The sequence below is a fragment of the Stenotrophomonas sp. YJH_SMC_8 genome (assembly GCF_059371315.1).
In genome coordinates this window covers 40,864-57,652 of record NZ_JCAFUL010000014.1, presented here as the reverse complement: position 1 = coordinate 57,652, position 16,789 = coordinate 40,864, and the positions used below count along the sequence as shown (strand labels likewise).

At 67.7% G+C, this 16,789-nt stretch carries 17 protein-coding genes; 13 read left to right on the top strand and 4 right to left on the bottom strand.

Annotated features, from left to right (window positions below; genetic code table 11):
* Nucleotides 1-62: 62 nt before the first annotated feature.
* Together AC5P88_RS16480 and AC5P88_RS16475 are read right to left on the bottom strand one after the other, a co-directional pair.
* Nucleotides 63-422 carry a response regulator gene (locus tag AC5P88_RS16480; protein WP_106549663.1) on the bottom strand — a complete coding sequence of 120 codons (360 nt, stop codon included), beginning with the start codon at nt 420-422 and terminating at the stop codon, nt 63-65.
* Nucleotides 412-1,575 (bottom strand): two-component system sensor histidine kinase NtrB, encoded by a 1,164-nt coding sequence (locus AC5P88_RS16475; RefSeq protein WP_495225544.1) that lies wholly within the window; start codon nt 1,573-1,575, stop codon nt 412-414. Before AC5P88_RS16475 ends, AC5P88_RS16480 begins: the two co-directional genes overlap by 11 nt.
* A gap of 151 nt (nt 1,576-1,726) precedes the next feature.
* Between AC5P88_RS16475 and AC5P88_RS16470 the strand changes: the two genes are divergently transcribed.
* From AC5P88_RS16470 to AC5P88_RS16450, 5 genes are all read left to right on the top strand, one after another.
* Nucleotides 1,727-4,837, top strand: a complete 3,111-nt coding sequence (locus AC5P88_RS16470) for a response regulator (RefSeq protein WP_495225542.1) — start codon at nt 1,727-1,729, stop codon at nt 4,835-4,837.
* Nucleotides 4,834-5,658: a CheR family methyltransferase gene (locus tag AC5P88_RS16465; RefSeq protein ID WP_286075724.1), complete on the top strand. Its 825-nt coding sequence runs from the start codon at nt 4,834-4,836 to the stop codon at nt 5,656-5,658. The genes AC5P88_RS16470 and AC5P88_RS16465 overlap by 4 nt, the downstream gene beginning before the upstream one ends.
* A complete protein-coding gene (locus AC5P88_RS16460) occupies nt 5,658-6,233 on the top strand; it encodes a chemotaxis protein CheB (protein WP_106549666.1) in 576 nt (191 codons plus the stop codon). The genes AC5P88_RS16465 and AC5P88_RS16460 overlap by 1 nt, the downstream gene beginning before the upstream one ends.
* Nucleotides 6,230-7,363 (top strand): hybrid sensor histidine kinase/response regulator, encoded by a 1,134-nt coding sequence (locus tag AC5P88_RS16455; protein WP_495225540.1) that lies wholly within the window; start codon nt 6,230-6,232, stop codon nt 7,361-7,363. The genes AC5P88_RS16460 and AC5P88_RS16455 overlap by 4 nt, the downstream gene beginning before the upstream one ends.
* Before the next feature lie 83 nt (nt 7,364-7,446).
* Nucleotides 7,447-7,875 (top strand): BLUF domain-containing protein, encoded by a 429-nt coding sequence (locus AC5P88_RS16450; protein WP_106549668.1) that lies wholly within the window; start codon nt 7,447-7,449, stop codon nt 7,873-7,875.
* A gap of 15 nt (nt 7,876-7,890) precedes the next feature.
* Here the strand turns inward: AC5P88_RS16450 and AC5P88_RS16445 are convergent, their stop codons facing one another.
* Nucleotides 7,891-8,211 (bottom strand): ArsR/SmtB family transcription factor, encoded by a 321-nt coding sequence (locus AC5P88_RS16445; RefSeq protein ID WP_106549669.1) that lies wholly within the window; start codon nt 8,209-8,211, stop codon nt 7,891-7,893.
* An 86-nt stretch (nt 8,212-8,297) separates the two neighbouring features.
* Here AC5P88_RS16445 and AC5P88_RS16440 point away from each other — a divergent pair, with 86 nt between their 5' ends.
* From AC5P88_RS16440 to AC5P88_RS16430, 3 genes are all read left to right on the top strand, one after another.
* A complete protein-coding gene (locus tag AC5P88_RS16440) occupies nt 8,298-8,735 on the top strand; it encodes a YeeE/YedE family protein (RefSeq protein ID WP_495225539.1) in 438 nt (145 codons plus the stop codon).
* Entirely contained in the window at nt 8,732-9,145 is a 414-nt protein-coding gene (locus AC5P88_RS16435) for a DUF6691 family protein (protein ID WP_495225538.1), read from the top strand. Before AC5P88_RS16440 ends, AC5P88_RS16435 begins: the two co-directional genes overlap by 4 nt.
* A gap of 67 nt (nt 9,146-9,212) precedes the next feature.
* Nucleotides 9,213-10,265: a linear amide C-N hydrolase gene (locus tag AC5P88_RS16430; protein WP_495225537.1), complete on the top strand. Its 1,053-nt coding sequence runs from the start codon at nt 9,213-9,215 to the stop codon at nt 10,263-10,265.
* On the opposite strand, the gene AC5P88_RS16425 is transcribed toward AC5P88_RS16430, so the two are convergent.
* Nucleotides 10,262-11,041, bottom strand: coding sequence for a DUF6491 family protein (locus AC5P88_RS16425; protein ID WP_495225536.1), 780 nt, complete (start codon nt 11,039-11,041; stop codon nt 10,262-10,264). The genes AC5P88_RS16430 and AC5P88_RS16425 overlap by 4 nt on opposite strands.
* Nucleotides 11,042-11,122: 81 nt before the next feature.
* Between AC5P88_RS16425 and AC5P88_RS16420 the strand changes: the two genes are divergently transcribed.
* The 5 genes from AC5P88_RS16420 (at nt 11,123) to AC5P88_RS16400 (ending at nt 16,761) form a co-directional block, all read left to right on the top strand.
* The gene (locus AC5P88_RS16420) at nt 11,123-11,821 is read left to right on the top strand and encodes a helix-turn-helix domain-containing protein (protein WP_106549674.1); all 699 of its coding nucleotides are present in this window, start codon (nt 11,123-11,125) and stop codon (nt 11,819-11,821) included.
* Nucleotides 11,822-12,037: 216 nt separating this feature from the next.
* On the top strand, nt 12,038-12,988 hold the full coding sequence (locus tag AC5P88_RS16415; protein ID WP_495225535.1) for a DMT family transporter: 951 nt from the start codon (nt 12,038-12,040) through the stop codon (nt 12,986-12,988).
* Between the two features lie 117 nt (nt 12,989-13,105).
* Entirely contained in the window at nt 13,106-13,261 is a 156-nt protein-coding gene (locus tag AC5P88_RS16410) for a hypothetical protein (protein ID WP_495225533.1), read from the top strand.
* Between the two features lie 84 nt (nt 13,262-13,345).
* Entirely contained in the window at nt 13,346-15,850 is a 2,505-nt protein-coding gene (gene thrA / locus AC5P88_RS16405; protein ID WP_495225532.1) for a bifunctional aspartate kinase/homoserine dehydrogenase I, read from the top strand.
* Nucleotides 15,847-16,761: a homoserine kinase gene (locus AC5P88_RS16400; protein WP_495225531.1), complete on the top strand. Its 915-nt coding sequence runs from the start codon at nt 15,847-15,849 to the stop codon at nt 16,759-16,761. Before thrA ends, AC5P88_RS16400 begins: the two co-directional genes overlap by 4 nt.
* The last annotated feature ends 28 nt before the right edge of the window (nt 16,762-16,789 follow it).

Genomic DNA, 16,789 nt, shown 5'->3' with positions numbered 1-16,789 from the left:
CGCGGCCGGGCATGGGCCCGGCTCTACAGGAACGGATACGCCGGGCCATGCCCGGCGACGGATCATTCCTGCCTGAGCAGCTGCACCAGCTGGCGCAGGCGATAGGGCTTGGGCAGGAACTCCACCTGCTCGGGCAGCGGCGGCAGCTGCGAACGGGCATAGCCGGACGACAGGATCATCCGTGCCTGCGGCTGTTCGCGAGCCACATGCTCGCTCAGCTCGATGCCGGACATGCCGTTGGGCATGCTGACGTCGCTGAACACCACGTCGAAACGTGCCTCCCCCTTCAGCAGGGCCGCGGCCTCATGCGCGTCGGCGGTCGTGGCCACGTCGATGCCAAGGTCGCGCAGGGCCAGGCCGATCATTTCACGCAGATCGGTCTGGTCTTCGACCATCAGTACGCGGATCGGGTCATCGGTCATGGGCAGGGTCCTCCATTGCGGGTAGCAGCAGGCTGACCGTGGTGCCGACACCGGGCGTGGTGGACACGTCGACGAAGCCGCCGCTCTGGGTAGTGAATCCGAACACCTGGCTCAGGCCCAGGCCGCTGCCCTTGCCGATGTCCTTGGTGGTGAAGAAGGGCTCGGTGGCCCGTTCGGCGATGTCGGCCGCCATTCCGTGGCCCTCATCGCAGACGCTGAGCGTGACATAGCCACGTTGCAGCGTGGAGTCCGCATCCGGGTCGAGGCGATGCTCCAGTGCGGAGCCGATCAGGATGCGCCCACCCTCGAGGGTGGCGTCGGCGGCATTGGCCACCAGATTGGCCAGTGCGGTCTGCAGCTGCATCGCATCGGTATTCACCGCGGGCAGGCCGGGCGTCAGCTGGGCATCCAGCACCACCGTTGGTGGGCAGGCGCGCTGCAGGTCCGGCAGCCATTGCCGTACCAGCGTATTGATGTCCACGGGCTCGCGGATCAGGGTCTGGCCGGTGCTGAACGCCAGCAGCTGGCGGGTCAGCAGCGCGCCGCGGTCGGTGGCGGCCTGCGCAACATCCAGCAGCTCGGCCGCGCGGGCATCGTCACCACTTACGCGCAGCGACAACAGGTCCAGCGCGTTGCCGATGGTGGTCAGCAGGTTGTTGAACTCATGCGACAGGCCGCGGCTGAGGCGGCCGACGGTCTCGAACTGCTGGGTGTTGCGCAGTGCACGCTGGGCATCGCGCAGCAGCCGCTGTGCCTGCCACTGCTCGGTGATGTCGCGGGTGATCTTGACGAAGCCGAGCAGCTCGCCCGCCTCGACGACCGGCTCGATGACCACGCTGGCACGGAACGAGGAGCCATCGCGGCGTACCCGCCAGCCTTCACTGGCAACGTGGCCATGCTGCGCCGCCAGGCGGAGCAGGCGCTGTGGTTCACCGGCATCGCGGTCGTTGGCCAGGTAGAAGCGGCTGAAGTGCGTTCCTACCACTTCATCGGCTGAATAGCCCTTGATGCGTTCGGCACCCGGGTTCCAGCTGCAGACCACGCCTTCCGGATCAAGCAGGTACAGCGCATGGTCGCGCACGCTGTCGATCAGCAGTCGCAGTTGTCGGGAAGGGTCCGTCAGCACGGACGTCGTAGAAGCGGCTGCGTCCACGTGGAAATGAGCATTACCCCTGGGAGGGACGTGAAGCTAGGCAGTGCAGTGTGAAGAGTGTGTGGAGGCGTGGCACGTGCCATTTGTCCTGTGCGGCTGAATACGACACGGAGTAACATCACCGACCCTTTGTGTTCTGGAACCGACCTGCATGCGTCCTGGTGCGACCACGCGTGACCGCTGGATCTGGATGACCTCCGCCGTGCTGCTGGCGGCAACCATCGCCCTGGAACTGGTGGTTCCACTAGGCTATGCCGTGTGGCTGGCCTATTTCCTGGCCGTGGGCGTCACGGTGTTCCAGCGCAGTCCACGCGCGCCGTTCATCGTGGCCGTGCTCGCCTGCGTCCTGCTGGTCATCGGGTTCAACATCGCCCCGGCCAGCTCGAATTCGGCGTTCTCGCTGGTCAACCGAAGCATCGGCGGTTGTGCGTTCCTGATGATCGCGCTGATCGTTTCCCGCGCGATCCAGGCACGCCGGGAAGCAATGCGGGCGCTGTGGCTGCAGGAGGCCGAGAACGCAGTGGCGATGAGCCTGCGCGGCGACCTCGGTCCGGAGCAGATTGCCGAGGCGGCAGCCACCAGCCTGGGCGCCCAGCTGCAGGCGGACGTCGGTGCCGTATATCGGCTGGACGGAGGGCGGTTGCAGCTGACCGGTGGCCTGGCGTTGCCGTCCGGCATGCCGGCGTCGCTGGCATTGCAGGAGGGTGTTGCCGGGCAGGTGGCGCGGGACGAGCGCATCCGTCACCTGCAGGGTGGCGACGACGCTGTGCTTGAACTGCAGACCAGCCTGGGGCGCCTGCCGGTGCGCGAGCGCATCCTGGCGCCGATCAGCAGTGACGGCACCGTGGTCGGCATCATCGAACTGGGACGCGCCCGGACGGGCGGGCAGCGCGATCTGGACCGCGAGCTGCTGGAGCGCTGCGCCGAGACGATCGGCATGGCACTGCGGGCCTCGCTGCTGCGCGCGCAGCTGGTTGTGCTGCTGGAAGAGTCGCAGCGCCAGGGCGAGGAGCTCCAGGCGCAGCAGGAAGAGCTGCGCGTGGCCAACGAGGAGCTGGAAGAGCAGAGCCGAAGCCTGCTGCAGTCGCAGAGCCATCTGGAAGAACAGCAGGCCGAACTGGAACAGAGCAACGTCCAGCTGGAAGAGCGCACCCATGAGCTGGAGGCGCAGAAGCAGGCGCTGCTGGTTGCACAGTCACAGCTGGTGCGCAACAGCAACGAGCTGGCGGCTACGTCGCGCTACAAGTCCGAATTCCTGGCCAACATGTCGCACGAGCTGCGCACGCCGCTGAACAGCTCGCTGATCCTGGCCAAGCTGCTGGCCGACAACAAGGACGGCACGCTCACCGAAGAGCAGGTGAAGTACGCCCGCGCGATCCTGTCGTCCAACAATGACCTGCTGGCGCTGATCAACGACATCCTCGACCTGTCCCGCATCGAGGCCGGCCACGTCGAGCTGGCCGACGAAGTGGTGGTGGTGGACAGCGTGCTGCAGCGCCTGCGCGAGACGTTCGAGCCGATGGCGCGGCAGAAGGGCCTGTCCCTGCAGATCGAGGCCGACGCACTGGCGCCAAGCCAGCTGATGGCCGACAGCCAGCGCCTGCAGCAGATCCTGAAGAATCTGCTGGCCAACGCCCTGAAGTTCACCGAGCACGGCAGGGTCGGCTTGCAGGTCCGCGCGGGTGGCAATGGCCGCGTCCGGTTCGAGGTCAGCGACAGCGGCATCGGCATCGCGCGGGAGCAGCTGCAGGTCATCTTCGAGGCGTTCCGCCAGGCCGACGGCAGTACCCGGCGTCGCTATGGCGGCACCGGCCTGGGCCTGTCTATCTCGCGCGACCTTGCCGAACGCATGGGCGGCAGCATCCAGGTCGACAGCGAACCGGGTCGAGGCAGCTGCTTCATCCTGGAACTGCCGTTGCAAGGCGCCCCGGTGTCTGTGCCCGGCGACACCCCCGTTGCCGCATCTCCGTTGCCGCAGCCTGCGGTAGCGGTGGTCGATGCACGCATCCCGACTGCGCCTGTGGTTGCGCCATCACCTGCGTCTGGCGCCGCCAGCGTGGCCGATGATCGCGGCCGCCGCCAGCGTGCCGGCCGGCTGATCCTGGCGGTGGAGGACGACGCCACCTTTGCCGAAGCCCTGGTGGCACTGGCTCACGAGCTGGACTTCGACTGCGTGGTGGCCGGGACCGCCGAGGAGGCGCTGGCCCTGGCCAGCGAACTGCGCCCGAACGGCATCCTGCTCGATATCGGCCTGCCGGACGTGTCCGGCCTGAGCGTGCTGGAACGCCTGAAGCGCAACCCCGATACCCGCCACATTCCGGTGCACGTGGTCTCGGCGATGGACCGCAGCCAGGTCGCGCGCGAACTCGGTGCGATTGGTTTTGCGATCAAGCCGACCACGCGCGAACGGCTGGTGTCGGCCATCGAGCAGCTGGAGCAGACCAGCCAGCGCGACGTGCGGCGCCTGCTGATCGTCGAGGACGACAACGAGCTGCGCCACAACCTGGAACTGCTGCTGGGTCGCGAGCAGTTGCAGATTGTCGCGGTGGGCACCCTGGCCGGTGCGCTGGAGCAGCTCAGCACGGTCACCTTCGACTGCATGGTGATGGACCTGTCGTTGCCCGACGGCAGCGGCTACGACCTGCTCGAGCACATGGCCGGCAACGACGATGTCGGCTTCCCGCCGGTGATCGTCTACACCGGCCGCGCGCTGAGCCGCGAGGAAGAACAGCGCCTGCGCCGCTACTCGAAGAGCATCATCATCAAGGGCGCGCGTTCGCCCGAACGCCTGCTCGACGAAGTGACCCTGTTCCTGCACAGCGTGGAGGCCAGCCTGCCGAGCGACCAGCAGCGCCTGCTGCGCGAGGCCCGCCGTCGTGACACCGTGCTCGATGGCCGTACCGTGCTGCTGGCCGAAGACGACGTGCGCAACATCTTCGCGTTGTCCAGTGTGCTCGAGCCGCTGGGTGTGACGCTGGAGATCGCACGCAACGGCCAGGAAGCGGTGGACCGCTTGGCCGAGCGGGACGTCGATCTGGTGCTGATGGACATCATGATGCCGGAGAAGGATGGCTTGGCCGCGATGCGCGAAATCCGTGCGCAGCGCCACCTGCAGGACCTGCCGATCATCGCGCTGACCGCCAAGGCCATGCCCGACGATCGCGAGCGCTGCCTGCAGGCCGGCGCCAACGATTACATCGCCAAGCCGATCGACGTCGACAAGCTGGTCTCGCTGTGCCGGGTCTGGTGCTCGCGGCAATGAACGAACAGGCCCTGTTCGACCTGGAGCTGAAGGTCCTGCTGGAGGCGCTTTACCAGCGCTACCACTATGATTTCCGCAGCTACGCGGTATCGTCGCTGCGCCGGCGCATGCGCCAGGCCATGCTGCGTTACGAATGTGAGCGCCTGTCTGACCTGCAGCACCGCCTGCTGCACGAGCCGGAACTGTTTGCCCAGGCCATGCAGTTCTTCACCGTGCAGGTCTCGGAGATGTTCCGTGATCCGGCCTATTTCCGTGAGCTGCGCGAGCAGGTGGTACCGGTACTGCGCACCTATCCCTCGGTGAAGCTGTGGGTGGCCGGCTGCAGCACCGGTGAAGAAGTGTGGTCGCTGGCGATCCTGCTGCACGAGGAAGGCCTGCTCGAGCGCAGCATCGTCTACGCCACCGACATCAACCCGTCGGCGCTGGCCACGGCCGAGGCTGGCGCCTATGGCATCGACCGGATGGCCCAGTTCAGCCGCAACTACCTGGCTGCCGGCGGCACGGCGTCCTTGTCCGACTACTACGCCACCGCCTATGACGGTGCAGTGTTCGACCGCCAGCTGCGCCGCAACGTGGTGTTCGCCGATCACAGCCTGGCCACCGATACGGTGTTCTCCGAAGTGCACCTGGTGTCGTGCCGCAACGTGCTGATCTATTTCAACCGCGACCTGCAGGACCGCGCCGTCGGCCTGTTCCGCGAGGCGCTGGTGCATCGTGGCTTCCTCGGCCTGGGTAGCAAGGAGTCGCTGCAGTTCGGGCGCCACCACGATGCCTTCGAGGTCTGTTCGCGCGAGCACCGCCTGTACCGGAAGGTGGCCTGATGGTGGTGCCGGCGCGTCCCGCGCTGCTGGTGGTCGGTGCGTCGGCGGGTGGGGTCGCGGCCCTGCAGGCCGTGCTGGGTGCGTTGCCGTCGGGGTTGCCGGCGCCGGTGCTGGCCGTGCTGCACCTGCCGCGTGACCGCACCAGCCGCATCGCCGAGGTGCTGGCGCCGTACTGCGCGTTGCCGGTGCGCGAGGCCGAGGACAAGCAGCCACTGCAGCCCGGTACGGTGACGTTCGCGCCACCGGACTACCACCTGCTGGTGGAAGACGCCGGTTCGCTGGCGTTGTCGGTGGATGCGCCGGTGCTGTTCTCGCGGCCGGCCATCGACCCGCTGTTTGAATCCGCCGCCGCGGTGTTCGGCCCGCAGGTGCTTGCACTGTTGCTGACCGGTGCCAGCAGCGATGGCAGCGAAGGTGTCGCCGCAGTGCGTGCTGCCGGTGGCCGTGCCTGGCTGCAATGTCCCGAGGAAGCCGAGGCGTCGATGATGCCGGCGTCCGCCCTGCAGCACGCCGGTGCCGATGCCGTGCTGCCTCTTGAAATGATGTGTCGCCGCCTGAAGGAGTTGTTTGCATGAACCTGTTGCCACCGGACCCTGCGCAGTCGCAGACCCCGGTCAACCTGCTGATCGTCGACGACGTGCCGCAGAACCTGGTAGCCATGCAGGCATTGCTGCAGCGCGAAGGGGTCAACCTGCTGCTGGCTGCCTCGGGCGCGCAGGCACTGGAGCTGCTGCTGGAGCACGAAGTAGCGCTGGCCCTGCTCGACGTGCACATGCCGGAGATCGATGGTTTCACCCTGGCCGAACTGATGCGCGGTTCGCATCGAAGCCGCGACGTGCCGATCATCTTCCTGACCGCCTCGCCTGACGATCCGCTGCGCGTCTTCAAGGGCTACGAGAGCGGCGCAGTGGATTTCCTGCACAAGCCGGTGGCGCCACAGGTGATCCTGAGCAAGGTCAACGTCTTCATCGAGCTGTACCAGCAGCGGCAGCTGCTGAAGGCGCGCAACGAGGCACTGGAGCGCGCGTTGAAGCTCAACGAGACGATGGCCGCGGTGCTGACCCACGATCTGCGCACGCCGCTGTCGGCGATCCTGCTGTGCACCGACAAGCTGGCGCTGGAGCTTCCGGAAGGCAACGCAGGCGCGCAGCAGACCCTTCAGTATCTGGAAGCCAGCACCCTGCGGATGGCGCGGATGGTCGAGCAGCTGCTGGATTTCTCGCGGATCCGCAGCGGTGGCCTGAGGCTGGAGGCAAGTGCCTGCGACCTGGCCGACGTGACGCGCGCGGTAGTGGCCGAAGCGGGCAGCGCGCATGGGATGGATCGGATCCGCCTGGACATGCAGGGAGACACGCGGCTGCAGGGCGATCTGGATCGCCTTGGCCAGGTCGCCGCCAACCTGGTCGGCAACGCGCTGACCCATGGCAGCGAGGCGAGGGTGGAGGTGGATGGGCGCGACCCGCGCAGCGTGCTGCTGCGGGTCAGCAACGCCGGCCGGATCGATGACGCGCTGTTGCCGCGACTGTTCGAACCCTTCAAGGCCAGCTTCCACCAGAGCAAGGGCCTGGGCCTTGGCCTGTACATCGTCGATCAGTTCGTCCGCGCGCACGGCGGGCGCATTGCGGCCCGCAACGAAGCGGGGCAGGTGGTGTTCGAGGCAGTGCTGCCACGGCGTTGCGACGGCGCGGTCATGGCGGCAACCTGAACTCTTCAGGCAACGTCCCGGCGGACTGAGACGGACTCGTCCGCAACTGCTACCGTGGATGCACATCCTGTCAAGGAAGCACCATGCCATTGCGCGCTATCGCCTACGTCAGCCGGGCGCTGCCGGACCTTTCCGCCGAGCGCCTGCATCGGCTGGTCGAGGACGCGGCACGTTTCAACAAGCTGGCAGGGGTGACCGGTGTGCTGCTGCATGACGGCGAGCGTTTCCTGCAGTACATCGAAGGCCCACCAGACGGCATCGATTCGGTCTACGAGCGCATCCTGCAGGCAGGAAGCCACATCGACATCATCGAACTGGGACGCGGGCGCCTGGGCCAGCGCCAGTTTCCCTATTGGGCGATGCGTTCGCTCCCGGTCGACGCGGCGATGCTGCGCCAGCTTTCTTCCAGCGACTGGTCCGGATTCACCCGGGCCCTGCAGGGCGACCGTTCGGCACCGACGCCGGTGGACCTGCTCGATCAGGTGGTGCAGCCGGCGCTGCACGCTGGCTGAAGGCCTGCGCCGGATTCAGCGCGAAGTACCACCGCAGTAGGCCGCATGCAGCGCCTGCAGCACGCCCAGCGCCGGCCCTTCAACGACCCGGTAGTGGATTGCCTGTGCTTCGCGCCGGGTCGCCACGATATCCAGTCCGCGCAGTACCGCCAGGTGCTGTGACAGCGCCGATGCGCTCAGGCCGGTCAGTGCCTGCAGTTCCGGCACCGGTGCCTCACCTTCGACCAGGCGGCACAGCACCCGCAACCGGGCCGGGTGCGCCAGGCTTTTGAGCAGCGTGGCTGCCTGTGAAGCGTGTTCGGCCATCGCGGCGCTGTCGAGCTGGGTGCGGGCCATGGTTGACCATTTTGTTTAGGATGATCTAATTTAGAATAATCTAAATAAATGGGCAATCCCATGTGCGGCAGCGAAGAGGGTGGGGCATGAACCTGCCATGGAGTGCGGTGGCAGGCGGTGCGTTGATCGGCGCCGCTGCGGTGCTGTTGCTCGCCACCATCGGACGCGTGGCGGGCATCAGCGGCATCGCCGCGGGCAGCCTGCACGCAGCCAAAGGCGAGCGCGGCTGGCGCTGGGCCTTCCTGGCCGGCCTGCTCGCGTCGGCTGGACTGGTGCTGTGGTGGCAATCGGTGCCCGAGGCATCGCCACGCGAGTTGCTGCGTGATGCTTTGCCGGCCTGGCAGTTGATGGGAGCCGGCCTGCTGGTCGGCTTCGGTACACGGCTGGGCAATGGCTGTACCAGCGGTCACGGCGTCTGCGGCATGGCCCGCGGTTCGAAGCGATCGCTGGCAGCCGTGCTGGTGTTCATGGCCTGCGCGATGCTGACCACCTTGCTGATCCGTCATGGTGGAGGCCTGGCATGAGCCGCGCAGTCTGGGCCGCCGGCGCGGCGGGCGCATTGTTTGGCATGGGGTTGGCGCTTTCGGGAATGACCGACGCGCGTCGTGTCCTCGGCTTCCTCGACATCACCGGCGACTTCGATCCCACGTTGATGTGGGTGCTTGGCTCGGCGCTGCTGGTCAGTGCGGTCGGGCAGCGTTGGGTGCTGCGGCGCGTGCAGCCGTGGTTTGCGCTCCACTTCCAGCTGCCTGCTGCCCGGGGTGTCGATGCTCGCCTGCTGCTGGGTGCCGCGCTGTTCGGCGTCGGCTGGGGCTGGGCGGGCTATTGCCCGGGCCCAGCCATCGCCGGGCTGGCCGTGGCATCGCGCGAATCCCTGTGGTTCGTGCCGTCGATGCTTGCAGGATTCTGGCTGCACGACCGCTTCGTCCGTTGAGGCTTCACCCCTGTGTCACCCTGCTTGGGGTCCTATCCCTGGATCACGGGGAAAGGAGTGCAATGACATGGCACGGATGAAGTGGATGGGAAGGGGGATGCTGGTGGTCGCGCTGGCCGCAGCCGTGGCACCGGCTCTTGCCTGCACGCGCGCGGTGTACCTGGGCGACAACGGTGATGTGATCACCGCGCGCTCGATGGACTGGAAGGTCGATGTGGCGACCAACCTCTACATACTGCCGCGCGGCATGGCGCGCACCGGCCAGGCTGGCCCGAAGTCGTTGGCCTGGACCGCGCGCTACGGCTCGGTGGTGGCGACCGGCTACGACGTGTCGACCACTGATGGCATGAACGAAAAGGGCCTGGTGGCCAACCTGCTGTGGCTGGTCGAATCGGAGTATCCACAGCAGCGCGGCAACAAACCGGGCCTGGCGATCTCGCTGTGGGCACAGTACGTGCTGGACAACTTCGCTACGGTGGAGGAGGCCGTGGCAGCGCTGAAGCGGGAGCCGTACTCCATCGTCACCGACAAGGTGCCCGGCGAGGATCGGCAGGCAACACTGCATCTGTCACTGTCCGATGCCAGCGGCGACAGCGCCATCGTCGAGTACATCGGCGGTCGCCAGGTGATCCACCATGACCGGCGCTACCAGGTGATGACCAACTCGCCGATCTTCGAGCAGCAGCTGGCGCTCAACACCTACTGGCAGCAGATCGGCGGCACGGTGATGCTGCCCGGCACCAACCGCTCCGCGGACCGTTTCGCGCGCGCCTCGTTCTACATCAACGCCATTCCCAAGGCGGAAGACCCGGTGGTGGCCCTGGCCAGTGTGTTCAGCGTGATCCGCAACACCTCGGTGCCGTATGGCATCACCACGCCGGGCGAGCCGAACATTTCATCCACGCGCTGGCGAACCGTGGCTGACCACAAGCGGCGGCTGTACTTCTTCGAATCGGCGCTGACCCCGAACACGTTCTGGGTCGACCTGAACAAGGTCGATTTCGCCGGCAAGGTACTCAAGCTCGACCTCGGCAAGGACCAGCGCAATACCTTCGCCGGCGATGCACTGGGCCAGTTCGTGCCCAGCGCACCGTTCACCTTCCTTGGCGTCGACGGTTAGTTCGACGCCTGGCCGGAGGCCAGGTAGACCGCCTGGATCGTGCAGCTGCCGCGGGTGTACTGCGGCAGCGGCGCGATCCCGTCATGGCGCAGGTCGCCTGCTTCGAACCCGGCGGTCGTGACCCGGTCGCCGGGATTGCCGCAGATCAGGCCATTCTGCAGGCCGGAGTGGAAGCTGAGCTGTGGCGCACGATCGAGCTGGCGGCAATGGCTGCCGAGTTCCACGCGGTAGTAGCGATGCCCGCCATTGCGGCGCGGATTGGTCTCCACCAGCATGCCCTGCGGGTCGGACGACCATGCGCGCACGTTGCGGGTCGCGAAGCAGTACGAGGGCGAGCCGCCGAAGCTGCGGCGCACCTCCTTGCGTTCGCGGATGGTCATGGTGGGCAGGGTAGCGGTGCGCAGGCGGTCGCTGTCGCGGGCCACGCTGGCATAGTCGCGGTTCTGTACCGGCGTGACCGCGCTGACGGCGCAGCTGCGGCCGTCAACCACGACGCGCTCGCTGGGTCGGCCGCAGGCCCAACCGGCGGGCGCTTCCAGCTTCAACGTGGTGGCTGCGCGGACCCCCGGGCAATCCTCGCTGAAATCGATGCGATAGGCCTGGCCGGACGCAGCGCGCAGGGCAATCGAGCGCGGCGAGGCCTGCTCCACTTCCTGCACTCCGACAGCGTCCATGCAATGCGGTGCCGGTGGCGTACGTTGCTGTGCGGAGGCCGTCGCGGCGAGGGCCAGGCCGAGGCTGGCAGCAAGCGCCAGGCGCACGTACTGATCGGTCATGACCTGCACTCCCTGCGTTGGATGACGGATCGACTATATCAGCGGTTTGCGCGGCCGGTATTACACGCGCACACTGCGCCGATGGGCGCCATCTTCCACCTGCGGCACTACGGCCAGGCCACCGGCCTGGACCGCCATGACTACGCGCAGTGGGTGCTGCCACTGCAGGGTGAACTGCAGTTCGAAATGGAAGGCCGCGGTGGTCGCCTGGACGTCCTGCAGGGGGCGTTCGTTGCCGCCGGCGAGGCGCATGACCAGATGGCTGATGGGCCGAATGGTTTCGTGATCGTCGATTGTGCCCCGGGCGTGCTTGATGACGGCACGCAGGAACATCTGTGCCGCCAGCGCTGGCTCTACCTGCCATTGGCGCTGCGCCAGCGCCTTGCCAGCGTGCAGGCAGGGCAACCGATGCCGGCGCTGTTGCCGCAGTTGCTGCAGGTGTTTGCCCCGGCCGGCAGTGGCGCACGCATGCAGGGGCTGTGCGCGGCAGTGCAGGCGGAGCCCGGCCAGGCGTGGCCGGTGGCGCGCATGGCGGCGTTCGTGGGTGTCAGTGAGAGCCGCTTGCATGCGCTGTTCCAGCGTGAGTTCGGGCTCAGCCCGCAGGCATGGCTCAGTGCATGCCGGTTGCGCTGGGCCAAGCACCAGCTGCGCACAGGCGTTGCGCCGATCAGTGACATCGCACTTGCGGCAGGCTATTCCGAGCAGAGCGCACTGACCCGTGCGCTGCGCCGCGAGTGTGGCCAGACCCCCGCAGCGTGGCGCCGGGGTGCAGGACTTTAGCGTCGAGCCATGCTCGGCGGCCGTTCGCGGGATGGCTGGTGCAAAAGCAGTCGAGCCCACGCTCGGCTGCGATTGCCCGCTGCGTAGACAAAGGCAGCCGAGCATAGGCTCCGCTCTACAGATCAGCGGCAGCGCAGGGCAGTAGCCTGGGTCAAGAGCGTGCACCGGCCAGCGCTTACACTGCGCGGCCTGTTCTCTCTCCCCCGAAGAACCCGAATGCGCAACAACCCGATGGCCCTGGGCATCGCCAATGGCGTTGCCGCTGGCGCGCTGTGGGGCGTGGTCTTCCTCGCGCCCGCTGTGCTGCAGTCGTTCAACGCCCTGCAACTGTCCGCCGGCCGCTACCTGGTCTATGGCCTGATTGCCGTAGCCCTGTTGCTGCCGCGCTGGAAACGGCTGGCGCCGAAGCTCGGTCGTGCCGAATGGATCGGCCTGCTGTGGCTGAGCCTGGCCGGCAACCTCGTGTACTTCCTGTTGCTGGCCACCGCGGTGCAGTGGGCAGGCGGCGCGGCGGCGTCGCTGATTGTCGGCCTGATTCCGGTGGTGGTCACCCTGGTCGGCGTGCGCGAACAGGGTGCAGTGCCTTTGAAGCAGCTGCTGCCGGCACTGGGCCTGTGCGTGCTCGGCGTGGCCCTGGTTGGCTGGGAAGCACTGATGTCCGAGCACCTGGCAACACCGTGGCGGCAGCGCCTGATCGGCCTGTTGTGCGCGTTTGGCGCGCTGTTCTCGTGGGCGCTGTACTCGATCGGCAACAGCCGCTGGCTGGCGCGCCGGCCGGACCTGTCCAGCCACGACTGGTCACTGTTGACCGGCGTCACCACGGGCGGCCTGGCCCTGCTGCTGGTGCCGATGGCCTTCATCGGCCATACCGGCAGCCCCACGGCGGCGCAGTGGAGCGGGTTCTGGGCGATCAGTGCCGGCGTGGCGGTGGTTGCCTCGATTCTCGGCAATGCGTTCTGGAACCGCGCCAGCCGCCTGCTGCCACTGACCCTGACCGGCCAGATGATCGTGTTCGAGACGCTGTTCGCGTTGCTGTATGCCTTTGCCTGGCAGCAGCGTTGGCCCTCCCTGCTGGAGGCGCTGGCGATCGTGTTCCTGGTTGCCGGCGTGATGATGTGTGCGCATGCGCATCGCACGCGGCGGGCAATCGCCGAACATGCCGGCTGAATACGGCCCGCAAGCGTGCTGATGTCGGCTTTGTCTCAGTTGCAACCAAATGCCGGCACGTTGGCCGATGATCGCCGCAGCGAATTTTTGCATCGCAGCACTTGACAGCCGCCCGGCGTGCAGTGTTTTCTGTACGCCATGGTCCTTGATGCCGCCCACGCCAGCCTGATCGCCCCCGCCACTGCGGGCCGTTCGACTGCGCCGGTCGCCACCACCACCATTACCACCACCACCGTCACCACTCGCCTGGTGCGGCCCGTCGTCTTCGTGTAACTCCCGAAAACCACGGCCCCGCACCATACAGGTGGCGGGGAAACTCGACACCTGCATGCGACGGGGCCTCCTGCCGAGGTCTGCATGTCATCCCACGCCCCCGCCCAACCCGTTGCCCCGGCCGATCTGGCCGCACCGTCCATTGTCGTGCACAAATTCGGCGGCACGTCGGTGGCCGACGCCGAGCGCTACCGCCATGTCGCCGGCCTGCTGCTGGCCCGTCCCGAATCGCTGCAGGTCACTGTCGTCTCTGCGATGAAGGGCGTCACCGACGCGCTGATCGAGCTGGCGCAGCTGGCGGCCAAGGGCGACGAAGGGTGGCGCGAGGCCTGGCATGCGCTGCGCGCACGCCATCGGGGCGCCGCCGTGGCGCTGCTGGGCGAGCAGGTGGGCGAGACAGTGGAATGGATCGATGCCCGCTTCGAGCAGTTGGCCGAGGTACTGGCGGCGCTGGCGGTGATCGGCGAGCTGCCGCGCGAAGTACTCGACCGCGTGCAGGGCCTGGGCGAAGTATTCTCCGCGCAGCTGCTCGGCACGCACCTGCAGGCGCTGGGCGAAGACTGCGCGGTGCTGGATGCGCGCGATGTGCTGGTGGTCGGCCATGGCGAACTGGGTGTGGATGTCGACTGGGAGGCCAGCGCGGACCGCCTGGCCAAATGGCGCCTGCGGCATCCGCAGATGCGCCTGGTCGCCACCGGCTTCGTTGCCCGTGACCGCCATGACCGCATCACCACGCTCGGCCGCAACGGCAGCGACTATTCCGGCGCGATCTTCGCTGCGCTGTTCAATGCTGATGAACTGCACATCTGGACCGATGTCGACGGCGTGCTGTCGGCCGACCCGCGGCTGGTGCCCGAGGCGGTGCAGCTGGAATCGCTCAGTTACGACGAGGCCTGCGAACTGGCCTACTTCGGCGCCAAGGTGGTGCACCCGCAGACGATGTCGCCAGCGATCCGCCTCGGCCTGCCGATCTTCATCCGCAACACGTTCCAACCGGCGCATCCGGGTACGCGCATCAGTGCCGAGCGCTCGCCGCGTGGGCCGGTGAAGGGGCTGACCCTGAGCCCCGGGCTGGCCCTGCTGAACCTGGAGGGCACCGGCCTGATCGGTGTCCCCGGTACGGCCGAACGCGTGTTCGCGGCGCTGCGCCAGGCGCAGGTGTCGGTGGTGATGATCTCGCAGGGGTCGTCAGAGCATTCGATCTGCTGCGTGGTGCGTGCTGCCGAAGCGGCGCGCGGCCGCGAGGCGCTGCTGCACGCGTTCGCGCATGAACTGTCGGTCGGGCAGGTGCAGCGCGTGCAGGTCAGTGAGGGCGTCAGCGTCCTTGCGGCGGTCGGTGACGGCATGGCCGGGCAGCCGGGCGTGGCCGCACGCCTGTTCGAGGCACTGGGGCGTGCGCAGGTGAACATCCTGGCGATCGCGCAGGGCTCGTCGGAGCGCAACATCTCGGTGGCGGTGGACAGTGCCGATGCCACCCGCGCATTGCGTGCCGCACACGCCGGCTTCTGGCTGTCGCCGCAGACGTTTGCGGTGGGCGTGATCGGGCCGGGCAATGTCGGCGCGGCGCTGCTTGACCAGCTGCTGGCGGCGCGCCCGCAACTGCTGGCCAAGGCCAATGTCGACCTGCGCCTGCGTGCGCTGGCCTCGCGCTCGCGCATGCGGTTGGAAGTGGATGGCCTGCACGCCGATTGGCGGGAGGCACTGCAGGACGCGGGCGAGTCCAGCGACCTCGATCGTTTCACCGAACACCTGCTGGCCGCGCACCTGCCGCATGCGGTGGTGATTGACTGCAGTGGCAGCGCCGACGTGGCCGAGCGCTATGAGGGCTGGCTGGCGGCCGGCATCCATGTGGTCACCCCGAACAAGCAGGCCGGTGCCGGGCCGCTGCCGCGCTACCAGCGCATCCGTGCTGCTGCGGCCGCCAGTGGTGCGCGCTTCCGCTACGAGGCCACGGTGGGCGCGGGCCTGCCGGTGATCACCACGCTGCGTGATCTGGTGGATACGGGCGACGAGGTGCTGGCAATCGAAGGTATTTTCTCCGGCACGCTGGCCTGGCTGTTCAACCGCTTCGACGGCAGCCAGCCATTTTCTTTGCTGGTCGCGCAGGCGCGGTCGATGGGCTACACCGAGCCGGACCCGCGCGATGACCTGTCCGGCGTGGACGTGGCACGCAAGCTGGTGATCCTGGCGCGCGAGGCCGGCCATGCGCTCAGCCTGGAGCAGGTGCAGGTGGAAAGCCTGGTGCCGGCGCTGCTGCGCGAGGGCAGCGTGGATGACTTCATGGCGCGCCTGGGCGAGTCCGATGCCAGCCTGCTGGAAAAGTTGCACGATGCGCGGGCGCGCGGTGCCGTGCTGCGTTATGTGGCGCGGCTGGGCGCCGATGGTGCTTCGGTGGGCCTGCAGGTGCTGCCGGCCGATCACGCCTTCGCCAACCTGCGGCTGACCGACAACGTGGTGCAGTTCCGTACCCGCCGCTACTGCGACAATCCGTTGGTGGTGCAGGGGCCGGGCGCCGGCCCCGAAGTCACCGCCGCCGGTGTGTTCGCCGACCTGCTGCGGGTGGCTGCCGGTGAAGGAGCGCGCCTGTGATCGCACGTGCGTTTGCGCCTGCGTCGGTGGCCAACGTGGCGGTGGGCTTCGACATCCTCGGCCATGCCATTGCCGGTGTCGGCGATAGCGTGAGCGTGCGCCGCATCGAGGAGCCGGTGGTGCGCATCGAAGCGATCCGTGGCAGTGCGGTCGAGCTGCCGCTGGATGCAGCCGGGAACACTGCGGGCGCTGCGCTGATGTCACTGCGCGAAGGCCTGGGCCTGGACTTCGGCTTTGCGGTCGAGATCGACAAAGGCATTCCGTTCGGTTCCGGCATGGGGGGCTCTGCGGCGTCATGCGTCGCGGCGCTGGTTGCCGCCAACGCGCTGCTGGATGCGCCACTGTCGCGCGAGGCGCTTTACCCGTTTGCGCTGGATGGCGAGGCGGTGGCCAGCGGTGGCCGCCACGGTGACAACGTAGGTCCGTTGCTGCTGGGCGGTCTCGCGCTGTGCACGGCCGATCGCCTGCTGCCGATCACGGTGCCGGCCAACTGGCACAGCCTGCTGGTGCATCCGCACGCGGTGCTGGAAACGCGTCGCGCCCGCCAGGCACTGCAGGGCAGCTATGCACTGGGTGAGTTCGTGGCGCAGAGCGCGAACCTGGCGCTGGTACTCAGTGGTTGCCATCGCAGGGATGCGGCGCTGGTGCGGGCTGGACTGCGCGATGTGCTGGTGGAACCACGGCGGGCCGGCCTGATTGCGGGTTTCGTGGCAGCCCGCGATGCGGCGCTGTCGGCGAATGCGATGGGTGCAGGCATTTCCGGTGCCGGTCCCAGCGTGTTCGCCTGGTTCGAAGACGCCGACCAGGCCCACGCCGCGGTGGCGCCGGTGCGGGCCGCCTTCGCGGGTGCCGGCTTTGACAGCGATGCCTGGGTGTCGCGGCTGGACGCGCCGGGAGCCCGGCTGTGCTGAATCCTTCCCCCTTACTGGATACCCGACC